Raw genomic sequence first — 15,770 nt, 5'->3', positions numbered from 1 at the left:
GGGTGGAGGGATCAGTCAATCAGTGGAGCCGGGCGCTCGGGGTCGGTGTCGACACGAACTTCGATCGACGCGACGTGGGCCGGGGAGGGCACCTCGGTGCCGGGGAGGCCGACCGCGGCCGACCCGAACGCGACGGCCTGGACGAGCGCCTGCTGCGGCGACGCCCCCCGGTCGAGCGCGAGGAGGTAGCCCCCCAACGTGCAGTCCCCCGCCCCCACGGTCGAGAGGGGTCTGTCGACGGAGGCCGCGGCGAGCAGGACGGTGTCGGCGGAGACGAGCAGGGCGCCGTCGCGCCCGAGGGAGACGAGCACCTGCGCGATTCCCCCGGCGATGAGGTCGCGGGCGGCGTCGACGACCTCGCCGACGGTGCGAAGGTCCGCGCCCACGAGCTCCCCGAGTTCCGCGCGGTTGGGCTTGATCAGGTCGGGTCCGGCGGGGATCGCCGGGGGCAACGGGGCCCCGGAGGTGTCGATCGCCACCCGGGCGCCGACCTCGTGGCCGAGGCGGACGAGGTCGGCGTAGAAGTCACCGGCGACGCCACCGGGGAGGCTGCCGCACCCGACGATCCAGGCCCCCGGCGAGGCCTTGACCACCTCGCGCACGGTGTCGAGGAACGTCGTGACCTCGGTGGTCGTGAGGTTCGGACCCGGCTCGTTGATCTTGGTCGTCGTGCCGTCGGGTTCGACGACCGCGATGTTCGCGCGGATGGACTGGGCGATCGGGACGGCCTCGACGACGACGCCCGTGCCGTCGAGCAGCTGGGTCATCATGCGCCCGTGCACACCACCGACGGGAAGCACGGCGACCGTGGCCCCGCCGTTCGCGACGACCGCCCGGGAGACGTTGATGCCCTTGCCGCCGGGGTCGAGCCGGGTGGCGGTGGCGCGGTTGACCTCGCCCTCGAGCAGTCGGTCGACGGCGATCGTGCGGTCGACGCTGGGGTTGGGGGTGACGGTGACGATCATGCGAGCAGGACCTCCGGTCCGTGTGAGGCGAGATCGGCCGCGGTCTCCTCGTCGAGCCCGGTGTCCGTGACGATCGTGTCGACGGCCCCGAGGTCGCAGAACCGGTGGAAGTGGTTGGTGCCGATCTTGGAGTGGTCGCTCACGACGACGACCCGTGCGGTGGCCGCGATCATCGCCCGCTTGGTGAGGGCCTCGGATTCCTCGGGCGTCGTGAGACCCCGCGCGATCGAGATGCCGTTCGTGCCGATGAACGCCACGTCGATGTGGACGCCGGAGAGGGCGTCCACCGCCCACGGGCCCACGGCGGCGAGGGTGCGGGGCCGGACCCGCCCGCCCAGGAGGTGCAGGTCGATGTCGGTGCGACGGGCGAGGACCCCGGCGACGGTGACGGAGTTCGTGACGACCGTGAGCTCACGCCCGTGGGGGAGCAGCTCGGCGACCGCGGCGGTCGTCGTGCCGGCGTCGAGCAGGATCGCTCCGTGCTCGGGCACGAGACGGGCGGCGGCCTCGGCGATGCGCTGCTTCTCGCCCTGGTGGTGGCGGCTCCGGCTCTCGATCGTGGGCTCGAAACCGAAGCGTTCGATCGCGATCGCGCCACCGTGCACACGGCGGACGAGGCCGTGGCGCTCGAGGACGGTGAGGTCACGGCGGATCGTCTCGGGGGTCACGTCGAGGGTCTCGGCGAGGTCGGAGACGTCGACCCGGGAGGTGCGGCGCGCGAGATCCACGATGAACGTGTGCCGCTCGTGCTGATGCATCTGCGCGGTTCCTCCTGTCCGGTGGTGTGTCCGACGATAGTGGGGTCGTGCCCGTTTGGGCAGGCTTGCGCAACTTTGGGTGTCGATGCCCGCCGACACCGCCCGGCCACGTGTCGGTCCGGGCGTGTCGTCGGGTCGTCGTGTCGTCGTGTCGACGGGTCGGTGCCGTCGGGTCGGTGCCGTGGCAGGTGCGGACCTGCGATCGTGGCTCGCGATGTGACGTGGTCGCCGCCGGGGAGTGCTGTTCGGGCAGACCGGTCGGTAGGTGTGCGTGGGATGATGAGCACATGGCCGACGACGACGTGACCACGCCCGACACGCCCGCCGCACCTCGACCCGCCGCGTCCCCGCACCACCACGGCGACGCCCCCAAGGAGGCCCCCGTCGGCGGCCCCGCAGGGTCGCCGGTCGTGCCGCCGGCCGACGCGGCCACGGCCCCCGCCCCCACGGGGGCGAATCGGCCCGACGACTACCCCGCGGAGTGGGAGGCCGACGTCGTCCTGCGCGACGGCAGCGTCGCGCACGTCCGCCCCATCGTCCCGGCCGACGCCGAGGGCATCCGGGCCTTCCACGCGCAGCAGTCGGCGGAGTCCATCTACCTGCGGTTCTTCGCGCCGATCAAGGAGATCTCCGAGCGCGACATGCACCGGTTCACCCACGTGGACTACGACACGCGGGCCGCGATCGTCGCGACCATCCGCGACGTCGTCATCGGCATCGCGCGCTACGACTGCCTCAGCGACCCGAGCATCGCCGAGGTCGCGTTCAACATCTCCGACCACTACCAGGGCCGTGGCGTGGGCTCGGTGCTCCTCGAGCACCTCGCCGCGGTCGCGCAGGAGCGCGGTGTCCGCCGCTTCGTCGCCGACGTGCTGCCGCAGAACCGCCGCATGATGAACGTCTTCATCGACGCCGGCTACGAGGTGTCGCACCACTTCGACGACGGCGTCATCGCCGTGGAGTTCACGATCGAGCCCACGGAGAAGAGCAAGGCCGTGCAGCTCGCCCGCGAGCACCGTGCCGAGGCGCAGAGCATGACCCGGGTCCTCAGCCCCCGGTCGCTCGCGGTCGTCGGGGCGAGCCGCCGCCCCGACGCCGTCGGCTCGCTCGCGCTGGACTGCATCCTCGACGGGGGGTTCTCCGGGGCGGTCCATCTCGTCAACAGCGAGACCGACTCCGTGCGCGGCCTGCACGCCTACTCCAAGGTGAGCGACATCGAGGGCGGCGTCGACATGGCCGTCGTCTGCGTCCCCGCCGAGCGGGTCCTCGACGTCGTCGACGACTGCGCGACGGCCGGGGTCACCACCCTGCTCGTCATCTCCTCCGGATTCGCGGAGTCCGGCCGCCCCGAGGGGGCGGAGCGGCAGGCCGAACTGTTGCGCCGCGCCCGTGACTACGGCATGCGTGTCCTCGGCCCCAATGCGTTCGGGCTCGTCAACAACGACCCCGCGGTCCGCCTCGCGGCGACGATCGCCAGGCACGTCCCCGAGCCGGGCTCGCTCGGCCTCTTCACCCAGAGCGGCGGCATCGGCGTCGGCCTGCTCGCCTCCGTCGCCCGGCGACGGCTCGGGGTGTCGGTGTTCGCCTCGGCCGGCAACCGCATCGACGTCTCCGGCAACGACCTCCTCCAGTACTTCATCGACGACGACGACACCCGCACCGTCGGGATGTTCATCGAGTCGGTCGGCAACCCGCGCAAGTTCTCGCGCATCGCGCGGCAGCTCTCGATGAGCAAGCCCGTCGTCGCGGTCACGACCGGCACGATCGGCGCCGTGCCCCCGGGGCACCGCACCCGCGCCTCCCTCGTCGGCGCCGCCGCGTTCGACTCGCTGCTGGACCAGGCGGGGATCATCGGCACGAGCAGCATCCACGAACTCGTCGACATCGCCGAGCTCCTCGAACACCAGCCCCTCCCCGCGGGCCCGCGCATCGCCGTCATCGGCACCTCACGCGGTCTCAACTCGATCGTCGTCGACACCGCCGAGCGGGCGGGGCTCACGGTCACCCACGGTCCGGTGTCCCTGGCCACCGGCTGCGACGCGACGACGGTGGCCGCGGCGACGGAGGCGGCCTTCGCCGACGCCGAGGTCGACAGCGTCATCGTGTGCGTGACGCCGCCCATGGGCTCCTCCGACGAGGAGGTCGCCGCCGCCATCGCCCACATCGCGTGGCTGTACGGAAAGCCGTGTCTCACGACGTTCCTCGGGTTGCGCGACGTCACCGACGTCATGCATCGCGCCGGGCGTCCCCGCAGCAACGGCGGGCGGTACATCGTGCCGGTGTACAAGACCCCCCTCGACGGCATCGCGGCCCTCGCCGCCATCACCCGGTATGCGCAGTGGCGACAGAGCGACCACGGCGAGATCATCACCCCCGACGGCATCAACGAGGGAGCCGCGCGACGGCTGGTCGACCGGGTCCTCGCCGAGGCCCCCGAGGGGCGCCCCCTCACCCCGGAGGAGGCGACGACGCTGCTCGCCACCTACGGCCTGAAGGTGTGGCCGATGGTGCCGGTGAGCGACGCCGAGGAGGCCGTGGACGCCGCGCAGCGCTTCGGCGGGCCGGTGGTCGTCCGCACGATGCTCCCGGCCATCCGCACCCTGCCCGGCAGCGTCCGTGGTGCGCTCACCGACGACGCCTCCGTCGTCGCGGCGTTCGACACCCTGAGCGAACAGCTCGCCCACGCCGACGACCCCATGCTCGTCGTCCAGGAGATGGCGCCGGTCGGCCTGGCGACCCTCATCCGGTCGGTCGAGGACCCCCTCTTCGGACCCGTCGTGTCGTTCGGGATCGCGGGCGCGAGCTCCGACCTCCTGCACGACGTCTCCCACCGCATCCCGCCGCTCACCGACGTCGACGCCCGCGGTCTGCTCAGCGACATCGCCTCCGCACCCGTCCTCACCGGATACCGCGGCGCGCCGGCCGTCGACAACGACGCGCTCGTCGACATCCTCGCCCGCGTCGCCACCCTCGCCGACGACGTCCCCGAGATCGCCCACCTCGAGCTCAACCCCGTCAACGCCCACCCGGCGGGGGCCGACATCCTCGGCGCGGCCATCGTCGTCGCGCCGGCCGACACCCGCACCGACCCCGGACGCAGGGCGTTGACGTGAGTCCGCGCAGATCAGGAGACACTGAGGGAATGAACGTCCCGTCCCGCGCCTCCGGCGGACTGCCGCCCGCCCTCATCCGTGACATCGAACGTGCGGGGTACTACCCCGGCCTCGTGCGCGACGTCGTCTCGACCGCGCTCGCTGGCGACGACGTCGTCTCCCACCTCGTCCATCAGGAGACGACGTTCGACCACGACTCGGTGCGCCGGCACGTCACCGTGCTCGTCCTCACCGCCACGCGGCTCGTCGTCGCCCACGCCGACGACCACACGGAGGAGGGCGCGCCCGTCGGCACCGCCACGGCCACGACCGAGAGCGTCCCGCTGTCGGGGGTACGGGGCGTCATGCTCACCCACGTCGTCGCCGACCCGGCGTCCTACCGGCCGGGCATCCTCGGGCACGAGATCACCGTGACGATCGGCTGGGGTTCGGTGACGCGCGTCGACCTCCTGCCGGCGACCTGCGGCGACCCCGCGTGCGACGCCGACCACGGCTACGAGGGCACCCTCACCGCCGACGACATCAGCATCCGGGTCAGCGCCGTCGCCGACGGCGACTCGGCGCTCTCCCAGGCCGTCGCGTTCGCCTCGGCCCTGCAGGCTGCGACGGCACGGTGAGCGACCGCGTCTCCGGGGAGTGCCGCGGACCGTCGACGCCGTCCACCCGCCCGACGCCGTCCACCCGCCCGACGCCGTGGATGCGCGGCGGAGGGACGTCGTGACGACCCCGGCGGATCTGCTCTCCCCGGCGCCCGCCTACGACGGTGGCGGACTCGCCGACGTCCTGCCGTCGGTCTGCGCGGCGCTCGGAGTCCCCGACGTCGTCGGACGCCTCGCGGTCCCCGAGTGTGCGCGGGCGGTCGTCGTGCTCGTCGACGGGCTCGGCGACGCGCTGCTGCGACGTCGCGGTGGGCACGCGCCGTTCCTGCGCTCCCTGCTGCCGACGGGGCGGACGCTGTTGTCGGGGTTCCCCTCGACCACCGCCACGAGCATGGGGACGTTCGGCACCGGGCTGCCTCCGGGCGCGCACGGGATGCTCGGCTACACCGTTCTCGTCCCCGGCGCCGATCGGCTGTTCAACGAGCTGAGCTGGGAGGACGGCCCCGACCCCTACCTGTGGCAGCCGCGCCCGACGCTGTTCGCCGAGGCCGACCGGGTGGGGATCCCCGTCACGCGTGTCGGGCCGGGGTTCTTCGACGGTTCGGGGCTCACCAACGCCGCCCTGCGCGGCGGAGCGTTCACCGCCGCCCATTCGCTGCCCGACCGGGTCGACGCGACCCTCGCCGCGCTGCGCGGCGCCCCTCGTGGCCTCGTCTACCTGTACTGGGGCGACGTGGACAAGATCGGGCACGTGCGCGGCCCGGACAGCTGGGAGTGGGGCGCCGAGTTGGAGGCCGTCGACGGCGAACTCCGGCGGCTCGCGGCCTCCGTCCCGAGCGACACGGCGATCGTCGTCACCGCCGACCACGGCATGGTCACGTGCCCGCTGGAGAACCGGATCGATCTCGCCGAGGACGCCGAACTCGCCGCAGGCGTGCGTCACGCCGGTGGCGAGCCCCGCGCGCTGCAGCTCTACTGCGAACCCGGTGCGGCGGCCGACGTGCTCGCCACGTGGTCGGAGAGATTGGAGGGCCGGGCCTGGGTCATCGGCCGTGAGCGGGCAGAGGAGTTGTTCGGGGGCGTCGAGGACGACATGAGCGACCGGGTCGGCGACGTCGTGGCCGTCATGCGGGGCGAGGAGGCGATCGTCGACTCCCGGACCCAGCGTCAGGAACTGCGCAGCCTGCTCGGGCTCCACGGGTCCCTCACGCCCGACGAGCTGACGATCCCGTTCCTCCTCGTCCCACCGCGAGGACGCTGACTCGCGCGAGGGCCGTCCGCGCGACGCCCCTCACTCCTCGCCGGGCTTGGCCCCGAACATGATGTCGTCCCACGCCGGGACGCTCGCACGGCCACGGCGGCGGGGCTTCGACGACTGCCCCGGGGACCCCGACTCCGCCGCCGGGGTCGTGTCCCCGGCACGGGCGCGGCCCGCCAGGTCACGGGGCGTGGGAGTGGCGTCGGGCGCGGGGGCACCCGGGTCGGGGCGGGCGGCCTCCGACGAGGCGGTCGGTGCGGCCGAGGTGGGGGCGCCGGGGTCCGGGACGGGGGCCGTGACCGCCGGCGCCGTCGGCTTGGGGCCCGAGGTCGACGGGGTCGGCTTGGGGCCCGAGGTCGTCGGGGTCGACGAGGTGCTCTCCGCGTTCGCCGACGTCGGGCCGTCACTGTCGGTGCCGGTGGTGTCGGCGGTGCGGTCGGTCGCGTCGTGGCGTCTCGCGTCGCCCGGGGCCGTCGTCTTCTTGGTCCGGCGACGGGTGCGACGAGAGCCGGTCGTCGACCGGGGCGAGTCGGCCGTGGGCGTCGGCGAGGCGGTGTCGGTCGGCCCCGTGGCGGTCGCGGAGACGTCGGGGTCGTGGGTCGGTGGGGTGTCGGCGACCTCGGGGTCACCCGCGGTGCCCTCGACGGCTCGCAGCGTCGGTGCGGGCGGCGTGTCCTCGAACGGCAGGTGGGGCTCGTCGTGGGCCGCGGCCGGCGCGGGTTCCTCGCCGTCCGCCGCCGGCGACCCGTCCACGGGCTCGGGCACGACGGACTCGGGCACGGGCTCGGCTCCGACCGGCGACGCCGGGGCGGTGGCGCCGGGCACGACCGTCGAATCGGCATCTCCCGCGTCCCCGGCCCGCGTCGCATCGGGTCCGGCGGCGTCACGATCGTCGCGGACACCCTCCCCGGCGGTGAGCGGCTCGCGGGGGGTCGGCGTGGTCGCCGCCTCGGCCTCCGCCTCGAGCGCCGCGGCCGACGCGGTGAGCGCCGAGAGGCCGGACCCCTCCTCGGAAGCCGGGGCATCGTCCTCGGGGGATTCCGAGCCCCGCGTGGAGCCCGACTGCGCGGTCGTGCCGTCGTCCGTCGTCGGGTCGTCGTCCGGCGTCGGGTCGTCCCCCGTCGTCTCGTGCGCCGTCGACGGCACGTCGCCGAGCTCGGCGCTCGCGTCGAGCCCGGCCTCCTGCCGTGCGTCGGTATCGGTGTCGGTGCTCTCGTCGGGGGTCTGGGGCACCTCGGCGAGCTCGGCCCGAGCGTCCTCGACGGCGTCGGCGATCTCCGCCGGGGCCGAGGCCTCGGCAGGCTGCGGGACGGGGAAGGCGGCGGTGTCGTCCTCGGCCACGAGGACCGGTTCCTCGTGGGTCGCGGTCACGGGTGCCGAGGACGCACGACGCCCTCCACGGCGCCGGGCCCGCGAGGTGGAGCGCAGGGTGGCCATGAGGTCGGAGTCGTCGTCGACGTGCGGGCGCTCCCCGCGGTGGGCGACCGGCTCGGAGGAACGGGCCGCGTACGCGGCGAAGTCGGCGCCGCGACCGGTGTCACCGCTCTCATGCGCCCCGTCGTGGGACTGAGAGGGCTGGCCGGAGTACTCGGGGTAGAACGTCTCGACGGGCTCGGGCTCCGGATCGTCGTCGGTGAGGAGACGGGCCTCGTGGTCGAGCGGCCGGATCGACATCGAGGACTTCTCGAAGGTCCACGACGCGCGCCGCCGTCGCTCCTCGTGCGTGTAGTCGAGTTCGACGACCCAGCGGCCGTCGTCGTCGCGCCAGGCGTCCCAGTCGACGTCGTCGATCGACACGCCGTGGGCCCCGAGGCGCCGCGTGACCCGGTCGAGCAGCGTGGGTGAGCCGGAGGCGGGTCCACGAGGACGCAGGCGTGAGGCGATCGCGAGACGGGCGACGTGCTCACGCTCGGCGAGGATCGGTCCTTCGTACCGACGGACCTTCTCGATGCTCCACCCGGCTCGCTCGGCGGCCTCCTGGGCGTCGGCACCCCCGCGGATGAGCGCCTGGACCTCGACGGGACTCATGGGACGGCCGTCGGTGTGACCGGGGATGACGTGCTGGGTGTCACGGCGGAGCGCCGCCCTCAGGGCGGCGTCGACGGGCAGGGCGTACTCGGTGGCCCCGTCCCCGAGGACGAGGTGGGTTCCGTCGTCGCTGACGCCGAGGAGGCGCAGTGCGTGCATCGAGTCTTCTCCCATCGCGCGGACCACCGCCTCGCATCGCACCCGGCCGGGGCGCCCCGGGGTCGGGGTGGGCGCGGGCGGTCGACAGTCGTGGCCACGATAGCGTGAGCAGGCACGGCCGCTGCGCGACGTGCCCGATCCGATGGCCGCCGGCTCGAACGGATCGTTCCCCGAGCGGACTCGCGTGTCGGCTCGGGCGGGCCCGGTGGGATCGGTCGCGCGGTCGCCCCGTCCCCTCGAGGAGGAACCTGGTGAACGCCCTGGCGCCCTACGACGCCGTCCTACTGCTCTCGTTCGGCGGCCCGGAGGCCCCCGAGGAGGTGATGCCCTTCCTGCGCCACGTCACCGGCGGGCGGGGGATCCCCGACGAACGCCTCGCCGAGGTGGCCCACCACTACGAGATCCGTGGCGGCGTCAGCCCCATCAACGGTGAGAACCGGCGGCTCGTCGAGGCCCTCGAGGGTGAGTTGAGGTCCCGGGGGGAGTCCGTGCCGATCCTCTGGGGCAACCGTCACGCGGCGCCGTTCACGACCGAGGCGCTGCAGGAGGCCCGCGAGCGGGGACTGTCGCGGCTCGTGGCCCTCGTCACGAGCGCCTACCCCTCCTACTCCGGGTGTCGCCAGTACCGGGAGGAACTCGCCTCCTCCGTCGTCGACCTGGGTCTCGAGCTCGTGCCCGAGGGCGGCGCCGACGACGGCGCGACGGGCGACGGGCCCGCGACGCTCATGATCGACAAGGTGCGCCCCTACGCCGACCACCCCGGGTTCGTCGAGGCGGCGGCCACACGCACGGTCGACGCGGTGCGCGAGTTCCTCGCCACGCACGAGGTCGCGCGTCCCCACCTGGCGTTCGTCACGCACTCGATCCCCGTGTCGATGGCCGAGGCCTCGGGTCCCGACGGTGGGGAGTACGTGGCCCGGCACGAGGAGATCGTCGATCTCGTCACGGCGCGTGTGCGGGAGTCCCTCGCGGGGACCCCCGGCATCGACGCCCTCGGGATGAGTCTCGTCTACTGCTCCCGTTCCGGCCCGCCGCACCAGCCGTGGCTCGAGCCGGACATCGGCGACCACCTGCGCGACCTCGCCGAGGACGGCGTCGACGGTGTCGTCGTCAGCCCGATCGGGTTCGTCGCCGACCACATGGAGGTCGTCCACGACCTCGACACCGAGGCGGCCGAGGTGGCCGAGACGCTCGGCCTCGCGTTCGTGCGGGTCCCCACCGTGCGCTGCGACCCGGCGTTCGTCCGCGGTCTCGTCGACCTCCTCGAGGAGCGCGCCGCGGAGGCGCGGGGCGAGGACGTGACCCCGGCGACCGTCTCGGCACGCGGCCCGCTGCCCTCCCGGTGCCGGCCCGGGTGCTGCCCGGATCCGCGCCCGGTCGGCGCGCGCCCGGCCCTCTGCGGTCTCGACAGTCCCGGGGTGACGCCGATCGCGACGGCGGAGGCGACCCGATGACCGCCGCGACCGACCGGGGTCTGCCGTCCGCGGAGGAGCTGCGCGCGCTCGAGGAGCTGGCGATCGACGTCGCCGCCGAGGCGGCCCGGTTCGTCGTCGAGCGGCGCGCCGCCGAACTCCAGGTCACGACGAAGTCCTCCGACGTCGACATCGTCACGGTGATGGACTCGCGCAGCCAGGAACTCATCGCCGCGCGGCTGCGGGCGGCCCGGCCCCGGGACGCGTTCTTCGGGGAGGAGGAGGCGGCCGACGGACGGACCGACCAGGCTCCGCCGGGCACCACGGAGCCCGCGGGCAGCGGACTGACCTGGGTCGTCGACCCCATCGACGGGACGGTCAACTACCTCTACGGGTTCCCGCAGTACGCCGTCTCGGTCGCCCTCGTGCAGGGCGACCCGACGGTGCCGGGGGAGTGGCGTCCGGTCGTCGGTGCCGTCGCCGACGCCGTCGCGGGCCGGGTCCACCACGCCCGCCTTCGCGGAGGTGCCTGGACCCGCACCGTGGACGGCGCCGACGAGCCCGTCCACGTGAGCGACGCGACCGATCTGGCGACGAGCCTGGTCGGCACGGGTTTCGGGTACGACGCGGCCAAGCGCGGCCGGCAGGCCCGGGCGCTCGCCGAACTCATCCCGCACGTGCGCGACATCCGCCGCGGCGGCTCGGCCGCCCTCGACCTGTGCCACGTCGCCGCGGGACGTCTCGACGGGTACTACGAGATGGGCATCAACCCCTGGGACATGGCCGGGGGCTGGATCGTCCTCACCGAGGCCGGAGGCACCTGCACGGGCGCGCAGGGCGAACCACCCTCGAGCGACTGCGTCATCGCCGCCGCCCCGGGCATCGCCGAGGCGCTCACCCGAGCCGTCGACTCCGTCGTCGACCTCGTCCGCCACCCCTGAACCACGCGAGCCGAACCACCCGAGCCGAAACCCCGCGACGAGAGGGACGCAGGACGCCCGGCCGCCCACCTGGTGCGTGGGGGCCGGGCGTCCTCCGTGCTCGACGGTCTCGGGCTCTCAGACGGTCTCGGGCGTGAACGGCCGCAGCTGCGGGACGTCGAGGTCGTGCTCGAGGGCGGTGCGGGCGAGGGACTCCAGCTCGCCGGTGTGCACATGCGCCAGGTGGAGGTCTCGTTCCTCCTCCGCGGCCTGCAAGGATGCCAGCGCCTCCTGCGCGCGGTGAACGATCTGCACGTGGAGTTCGGTCATGACCCACCTCCTGAGGTGTTCGGTTCGTGGCGGTTCGGGGGTGTTGCGTCGGTGCGGACGATCGCCCCGGACCCGACGCGTGTGCCGGGCCGCGTCCTGGACGTCGTCCGCGCCGAGAGTAGACGACGTGGGCGACAACCCTGGAACCGTGCCGGTGACGACCGGGTGACGATGCGGTGACACCAGGTCGTCCGTCCAGCAATCGGCCTGAGGCCCAGGCGCCGACACCGTCGCGCAACACCGGCCGAGGACCATCGGGCGGCCCGGGTACTCCTCGCCCCGGGGATAGGGCACAATCCCGGCGTCGGAAACGTTGTGTTGGCGCACGCGGGGCCGATGACGGTCCCGTGCAGGACCGTGGATGTGCCGACGAACAAGGAGAGACGAGCCGGATGGCCACTGACTACGACGCCCCCCGCAAGACCGACGAGGACGAGCTCGGTGAGGACAGCATCGAGGAGCTGAAGTCGCGCCGCGTCGACAAGTCGGCCTCCAGCGTCGACGTCGACGAGGCCGAACAGGCCGAGAGCTTCGAACTGCCCGGTGCCGATCTCTCCGGCGAGGAGTACTCCGTCCGCGTCGTGCCCAAGCAGGCCGACGAGTTCACCTGCTCCCGGTGTTTCCTCGTCCACCACCGCAGCCAGCTCGCGAAGGAGGTCGGTGGCCTCCCGGTGTGCAAGGAGTGCGCGAGCTGAACGCCGACCACGAGCCCCGGCCGGTCACGGCGCCCGCCTCGGACGGGGACTCCCACCCCGCCGCGCACCCGGATTCGGACGCGCGCTGGACCCCGATGCCGACCACGCCGCCGATGCCGGCCACCCCGTTGGAGATCCGGCTGAGGCGACTCGACCCGGAGCTTCCGCTCCCGCGCCGCGCGCACCCCGACGACGCGGGCGCCGACCTGTTCGCCGCCACCGACCTGACCCTCGCGCCCGGCGCGCGGGGGCTGGTCGGCACCGGAGTCGCGATGGAGATCCCCCCGGGATGGGTGGGCTCGGTCCACCCGCGCTCGGGCCTCGCCGCCCGCCACGGCATCTCGATCGTCAACGCCCCCGGCACGATCGACGCCGGCTATCGGGGTGAGATCAAGATCAACCTCGTCAACCTGGGGGACGAGGAGATGAGGCTCCATCGCGGCGACCGCATCGCCCAGATCCTGTTCATGCCCGTGCCCGCCGTGCGCTTCGTCGAGACCGATGTGCTCTCGAGCACCGACAGGGGCCACACTGGTCACGGTGACAGCGGCGGATTCGGGCCCAGGACGGGCTGATTCCGCCGGTCGGACGCAGGGCACCCGTCGAGGGCCCACGAGGAGGAGATCGACCATGGCGTGGTTCCGCCGCGGCAAGAAGAGCGAGGACGTCACGTCGGCGACGTCGGAGACCCCCGGCACGTCGGCGGCCGCCGAGGGTGCGCGCAGCACCGGTCCCGCGAGCAGCACCGGCCCCTCGAGCGACGCCGTCGACCTCGCGAGCGACGCCGTCGACCTCACGAGCACGACCGGAGCGCCCGGCACCGATGAGACCGCCCCCGCGCGAGCGGCCCTCGACGTGGGCCCCTACGACGCCGCAAACGCCCCCGACACCGAGGGCTACCTGCGGCTCGGTTCGATCTGGGTGCCGGCGGTCGAGGGGCTCATGCTCACCTTCGAGATGGACCAGAGCCAGAGCCAGGTGACCGCGGTGCAGGTCGTCCTCGGCGACTCGAGCCTCCAGCTCCAGGCGTTCGCCGCACCCAAGTCCTCCGGCCTGTGGTCGGAGATCCGCGGTGAGATCGCCGAAGGACTCACCGCCCAGGGCGGGGAGGCCGTCGAGGAGGAGGGCGACTACGGCACCGAGCTGCTCGTCTCCACCGGGGGCACCCGTATGCGCTTCCTCGGCGTCGACGGTCCGCGGTGGTTCCTGCGTGGTGTCCTCTCGGGACGCGCCGCGGAGGACCGGACCGCCGCCGCGGGGCTGAGGGCGGTCTTCGCCCACGTCGTCGTCGACCGTGGCGGTGAGCCCATGGGGCCGCGCGAACTCCTCACCCTCCGCCTGCCCGACGACGAGGAGCAGCCGGCGGAGGAGCCCGGGCGTAGCGCCGCCGACCTCGACCCCTTCACCCGCGGCCCGGAGATCACGGAGATCCGCTGACCGTGAGATCGGGTGACGTGAGGCTCGCGGCATGAGCGTCATGAGTCGGATCCGCGGGCTGATCGCGGCGCGCGACGACGACGAGACCGCGGACCTGCGGCGTCGTGGCGCCGCCCTCGGGGCGCAGCCCATCGCCGAGGTCCATGACCGCGCTCTCGCCGACGTCTGTGGAGTGGCCCGCGCGCTGTCCCACCCGCCGACGAGCGGCGGACCGCGCGAACTCACCGTCGAGATCTACGACGGCACCGGGGCCCTCGACGTCGTCTGGCTGGGCCGTCGGTACGTGCACGGCATCCGGCCGGGCACCGTCCTGCACGTGAAGGGGCGCGTGTGCCGCCGCCAGGGCGTTCGCACGATCTTCAACCCCGACTACGAGATCCTGCCCGTCTGAGGGTCCTGCGGGGTCGCCGGCTCGTGCTCGTGCGCCGTGTCTCCCATCGACGTGTCTGACATCGACGTGTCTCCCATCGACGTGTCTCCCGCCGACGTGGGGTCGGGGTGCGCCGGGTCGCCCGCGTCGACGGGGGCGTCGACCGCGCCGCCGGGCTCACCGGCGGGGCCCACCGCGGTGGCTCCGCGCCTGTCGTGACCGTCGAGCGCCGCGGCCGTGCCGGGGACGTCCTCGCCGAGCTCCTCCTCGCCCTCCTGTTCCTCGCCGCGTTGGGAGTCGGGGTTGAGGAGGCGGGCGAGCTCGTCCTCGCGGTCCACCGAGGTGACGAGGATGAGTTCGTCGCCGACCTCGAGCACGTCGTCGGCGCTCGGCGCGATGGCCCGCTGCTGGCGCACGAGGCAGGTGAGGACCGTGTCGATCGGCCACGGCACGTCGATGACGCGCTGACCGGTCCACGGGGTGCCCTCGGGCAGGGTGAGCTCGACGAGGACGGCCTCGGACTGGGAGAACTCGAAGATCCGCACGAGGTCGCCGACGCTCACCGCCTCCTCGATGAGGGCGGTCATGAGCCGAGGTGTCGAGACGGCGACGTCGACACCCCACGTCGAGTCGAACATCCACTCGTTCTTCGGGTTGTTGACGCGCGCGACGGTGCGGGGGACGCCGAACTCCGTCTTCGCGAGCAGCGAGACGACGAGGTTGGCCTTGTCGTCGCCGGTGGCGGCGACGACGACGTCGCAGTGCTCGAGACCCGCGTCCTCGAGCGAGGTGAGTTCGCACGCGTCCGCGAGCAGCCACGAGGCGTCGGGGACCCGGGAGGACTGGACGTCGGCGGCGTCACTGTCGATGAGCAGGACCTCGTGGCCGTTCTCGATGAGTTCCCGCGCGATGGAACGGCCGACGCTGCCGGCTCCGGCGATGACGACGCGCATGGGGGTCCTTTCGGAAGTGGGGGTCTGACTCCCCGGTGGGTCGGCGTGGGAGCGGATCAGTCGTGGCGGGCGGGCGGGTCCAGCAGGACGGCGGAGACGGCCGCCATGTCCTCGGAGGCCGCGAGGACGTGGAGGGTGTCCAGCTCCTGGTAGACCGTCTGCGGGGTCGGGATCCGGGCCTCGTCGAGACGGGTGTAGTAGCCGATGCGACCGCCGCTGCGCTCCTCCATGTCGGCCATCCGATGACCGATCCATCCCTCGTGGGCGGGGATCTCGGCCATGACGATCCCGCCGCTCGGGTCGGTGTAGACCGGGACGGCGCCGATGGGCAGGAGACGGCGCATGATGCGGTCGGCGGTCCATCGCACGGTGCCGACGGTGGGGATGCCGAGGCGCTGATAGACCTCGGCCCGGCCGGGGTCGTAGATGCGGGCGACGACGTTGTCGACGCCGTAGGTCTCGCGCGCCACCCGCGCGGCGAGGATGTTGCTGTTGTCGCCGCTGCTCACGGCGGCGAAGGCGTAGGCGTTCTCGATGCCGGCCCTGACGAGGGTGTCGCGGTCGAAGCCGTATCCGGTGACCCGCCGACCGTCGAAGTCGGGGCCGAGACGGCGGAATGCGGCCTTGTCGAGGTCGATGACGGCGACGTCGTGTCCGCGGGCCGCGAGGCTGAGAGCGAGGGTCGCACCGACGCGGCCGCACCCCATGATGACGAAATGCACGGAGCCCAGGCTATCGGGTGAGACGCGCCTCGACCGCGTCTCACCGCGTGC

The 15,770-nt window shown here is 73.4% G+C and carries 14 protein-coding genes and 1 pseudogene; 9 read left to right on the top strand and 6 right to left on the bottom strand.

What is annotated here, in order from left to right:
* Positions 1–11: 11 nt before the first annotated feature.
* Together pfkB and RT054_RS04090 are read right to left on the bottom strand one after the other, a co-directional pair.
* A complete protein-coding gene (gene pfkB, locus RT054_RS04095) occupies positions 12–965 on the bottom strand; it encodes a 1-phosphofructokinase (protein ID WP_313022241.1) in 954 nt (317 codons plus the stop codon).
* Entirely contained in the window at positions 962–1,723 is a 762-nt protein-coding gene (locus tag RT054_RS04090; protein WP_312719884.1) for a DeoR/GlpR family DNA-binding transcription regulator, read from the bottom strand. The genes pfkB and RT054_RS04090 overlap by 4 nt, the downstream gene beginning before the upstream one ends.
* Before the next feature lie 287 nt (positions 1,724–2,010).
* Between RT054_RS04090 and RT054_RS04085 the strand changes: the two genes are divergently transcribed.
* The 3 genes from RT054_RS04085 to RT054_RS04075 all read left to right on the top strand — a co-directional run bounded on the left by RT054_RS04085 (position 2,011) and on the right by RT054_RS04075 (position 6,696).
* Entirely contained in the window at positions 2,011–4,836 is a 2,826-nt protein-coding gene (locus RT054_RS04085) for a GNAT family N-acetyltransferase (RefSeq protein ID WP_313022240.1), read from the top strand.
* A gap of 29 nt (positions 4,837–4,865) precedes the next feature.
* A complete protein-coding gene (locus RT054_RS04080; RefSeq protein ID WP_312719886.1) occupies positions 4,866–5,453 on the top strand; it encodes a DUF5998 family protein in 588 nt (195 codons plus the stop codon).
* Positions 5,454–5,553: 100 nt separating this feature from the next.
* Positions 5,554–6,696: an alkaline phosphatase family protein gene (locus RT054_RS04075; protein ID WP_313022239.1), complete on the top strand. Its 1,143-nt coding sequence runs from the start codon at positions 5,554–5,556 to the stop codon at positions 6,694–6,696.
* Positions 6,697–6,726: 30 nt separating this feature from the next.
* On the opposite strand, the gene sepH is transcribed toward RT054_RS04075, so the two are convergent.
* Positions 6,727–8,880: a septation protein SepH gene (gene sepH, locus RT054_RS04070; RefSeq protein ID WP_313022238.1), complete on the bottom strand. Its 2,154-nt coding sequence runs from the start codon at positions 8,878–8,880 to the stop codon at positions 6,727–6,729.
* A 251-nt stretch (positions 8,881–9,131) separates the two neighbouring features.
* On the opposite strand from sepH, the gene RT054_RS04065 reads away from it, so the two are divergent.
* The gene (locus tag RT054_RS04065) at positions 9,132–10,334 is read left to right on the top strand and encodes a ferrochelatase (RefSeq protein WP_313022237.1); all 1,203 of its coding nucleotides are present in this window, start codon (positions 9,132–9,134) and stop codon (positions 10,332–10,334) included.
* A complete protein-coding gene (locus RT054_RS04060) occupies positions 10,331–11,233 on the top strand; it encodes an inositol monophosphatase family protein (protein ID WP_313022236.1) in 903 nt (300 codons plus the stop codon). The genes RT054_RS04065 and RT054_RS04060 overlap by 4 nt, the downstream gene beginning before the upstream one ends.
* 117 nt (positions 11,234–11,350) lie before the next feature.
* Here the strand turns inward: RT054_RS04060 and RT054_RS04055 are convergent, their stop codons facing one another.
* On the bottom strand, positions 11,351–11,542 hold the full coding sequence (locus RT054_RS04055) for a hypothetical protein (RefSeq protein ID WP_312719896.1): 192 nt from the start codon (positions 11,540–11,542) through the stop codon (positions 11,351–11,353).
* Between the two features lie 392 nt (positions 11,543–11,934).
* Between RT054_RS04055 and RT054_RS04050 the strand changes: the two genes are divergently transcribed.
* The 4 genes from RT054_RS04050 to RT054_RS04035 are packed head-to-tail and all read left to right on the top strand — an operon-like array spanning position 11,935 to position 14,065.
* The gene (locus RT054_RS04050; RefSeq protein WP_312719898.1) at positions 11,935–12,237 is read left to right on the top strand and encodes a DUF4193 domain-containing protein; all 303 of its coding nucleotides are present in this window, start codon (positions 11,935–11,937) and stop codon (positions 12,235–12,237) included.
* The gene (gene dut / locus RT054_RS04045; RefSeq protein WP_313022235.1) at positions 12,225–12,812 is read left to right on the top strand and encodes a dUTP diphosphatase; all 588 of its coding nucleotides are present in this window, start codon (positions 12,225–12,227) and stop codon (positions 12,810–12,812) included. The genes RT054_RS04050 and dut overlap by 13 nt, the downstream gene beginning before the upstream one ends.
* A gap of 55 nt (positions 12,813–12,867) precedes the next feature.
* Positions 12,868–13,674: a DUF3710 domain-containing protein gene (locus RT054_RS04040; RefSeq protein WP_313022234.1), complete on the top strand. Its 807-nt coding sequence runs from the start codon at positions 12,868–12,870 to the stop codon at positions 13,672–13,674.
* Positions 13,675–13,705: 31 nt separating this feature from the next.
* The gene (locus tag RT054_RS04035) at positions 13,706–14,065 is read left to right on the top strand and encodes an OB-fold nucleic acid binding domain-containing protein (RefSeq protein ID WP_313022233.1); all 360 of its coding nucleotides are present in this window, start codon (positions 13,706–13,708) and stop codon (positions 14,063–14,065) included.
* 269 nt (positions 14,066–14,334) lie between these two features.
* Here the strand turns inward: RT054_RS04035 and RT054_RS04030 are convergent.
* A pseudogene (locus tag RT054_RS04030) lies at positions 14,335–14,997 on the bottom strand (potassium channel family protein); the annotation flags it as partial.
* 56 nt (positions 14,998–15,053) lie between these two features.
* The gene (locus RT054_RS04025; RefSeq protein ID WP_312719905.1) at positions 15,054–15,719 is read right to left on the bottom strand and encodes a TrkA family potassium uptake protein; all 666 of its coding nucleotides are present in this window, start codon (positions 15,717–15,719) and stop codon (positions 15,054–15,056) included.
* Positions 15,720–15,770: the final 51 nt, after the last annotated feature.

It is taken from the genome of Mobilicoccus sp., from assembly GCF_032060985.1.
Lineage (GTDB): Bacteria > Actinomycetota > Actinomycetes > Actinomycetales > Dermatophilaceae > Mobilicoccus.
The sequence above is the reverse complement of the archived record's forward strand: the minus strand, read 5'-3'. Positions and strand labels throughout refer to the sequence as shown.

Coding starts and splice junctions, on each gene's coding strand:
- RT054_RS04085 (WP_313022240.1), top strand. CDS start 2,011: ATGGCCGACGACGACGTGACCACGCCCGACACGCCCGCCGCACCTCGA.
- RT054_RS04040 (WP_313022234.1), top strand. CDS start 12,868: ATGGCGTGGTTCCGCCGCGGCAAGAAGAGCGAGGACGTCACGTCGGCG.
- RT054_RS04035 (WP_313022233.1), top strand. CDS start 13,706: ATGAGCGTCATGAGTCGGATCCGCGGGCTGATCGCGGCGCGCGACGAC.
- pfkB (WP_313022241.1), bottom strand. CDS start 965: ATGATCGTCACCGTCACCCCCAACCCCAGCGTCGACCGCACGATCGCC.
- RT054_RS04050 (WP_312719898.1), top strand. CDS start 11,935: ATGGCCACTGACTACGACGCCCCCCGCAAGACCGACGAGGACGAGCTC.
- RT054_RS04060 (WP_313022236.1), top strand. CDS start 10,331: ATGACCGCCGCGACCGACCGGGGTCTGCCGTCCGCGGAGGAGCTGCGC.
- RT054_RS04055 (WP_312719896.1), bottom strand. CDS start 11,542: ATGACCGAACTCCACGTGCAGATCGTTCACCGCGCGCAGGAGGCGCTG.
- sepH (WP_313022238.1), bottom strand. CDS start 8,880: ATGCACGCACTGCGCCTCCTCGGCGTCAGCGACGACGGAACCCACCTC.
- RT054_RS04080 (WP_312719886.1), top strand. CDS start 4,866: ATGAACGTCCCGTCCCGCGCCTCCGGCGGACTGCCGCCCGCCCTCATC.
- RT054_RS04090 (WP_312719884.1), bottom strand. CDS start 1,723: ATGCATCAGCACGAGCGGCACACGTTCATCGTGGATCTCGCGCGCCGC.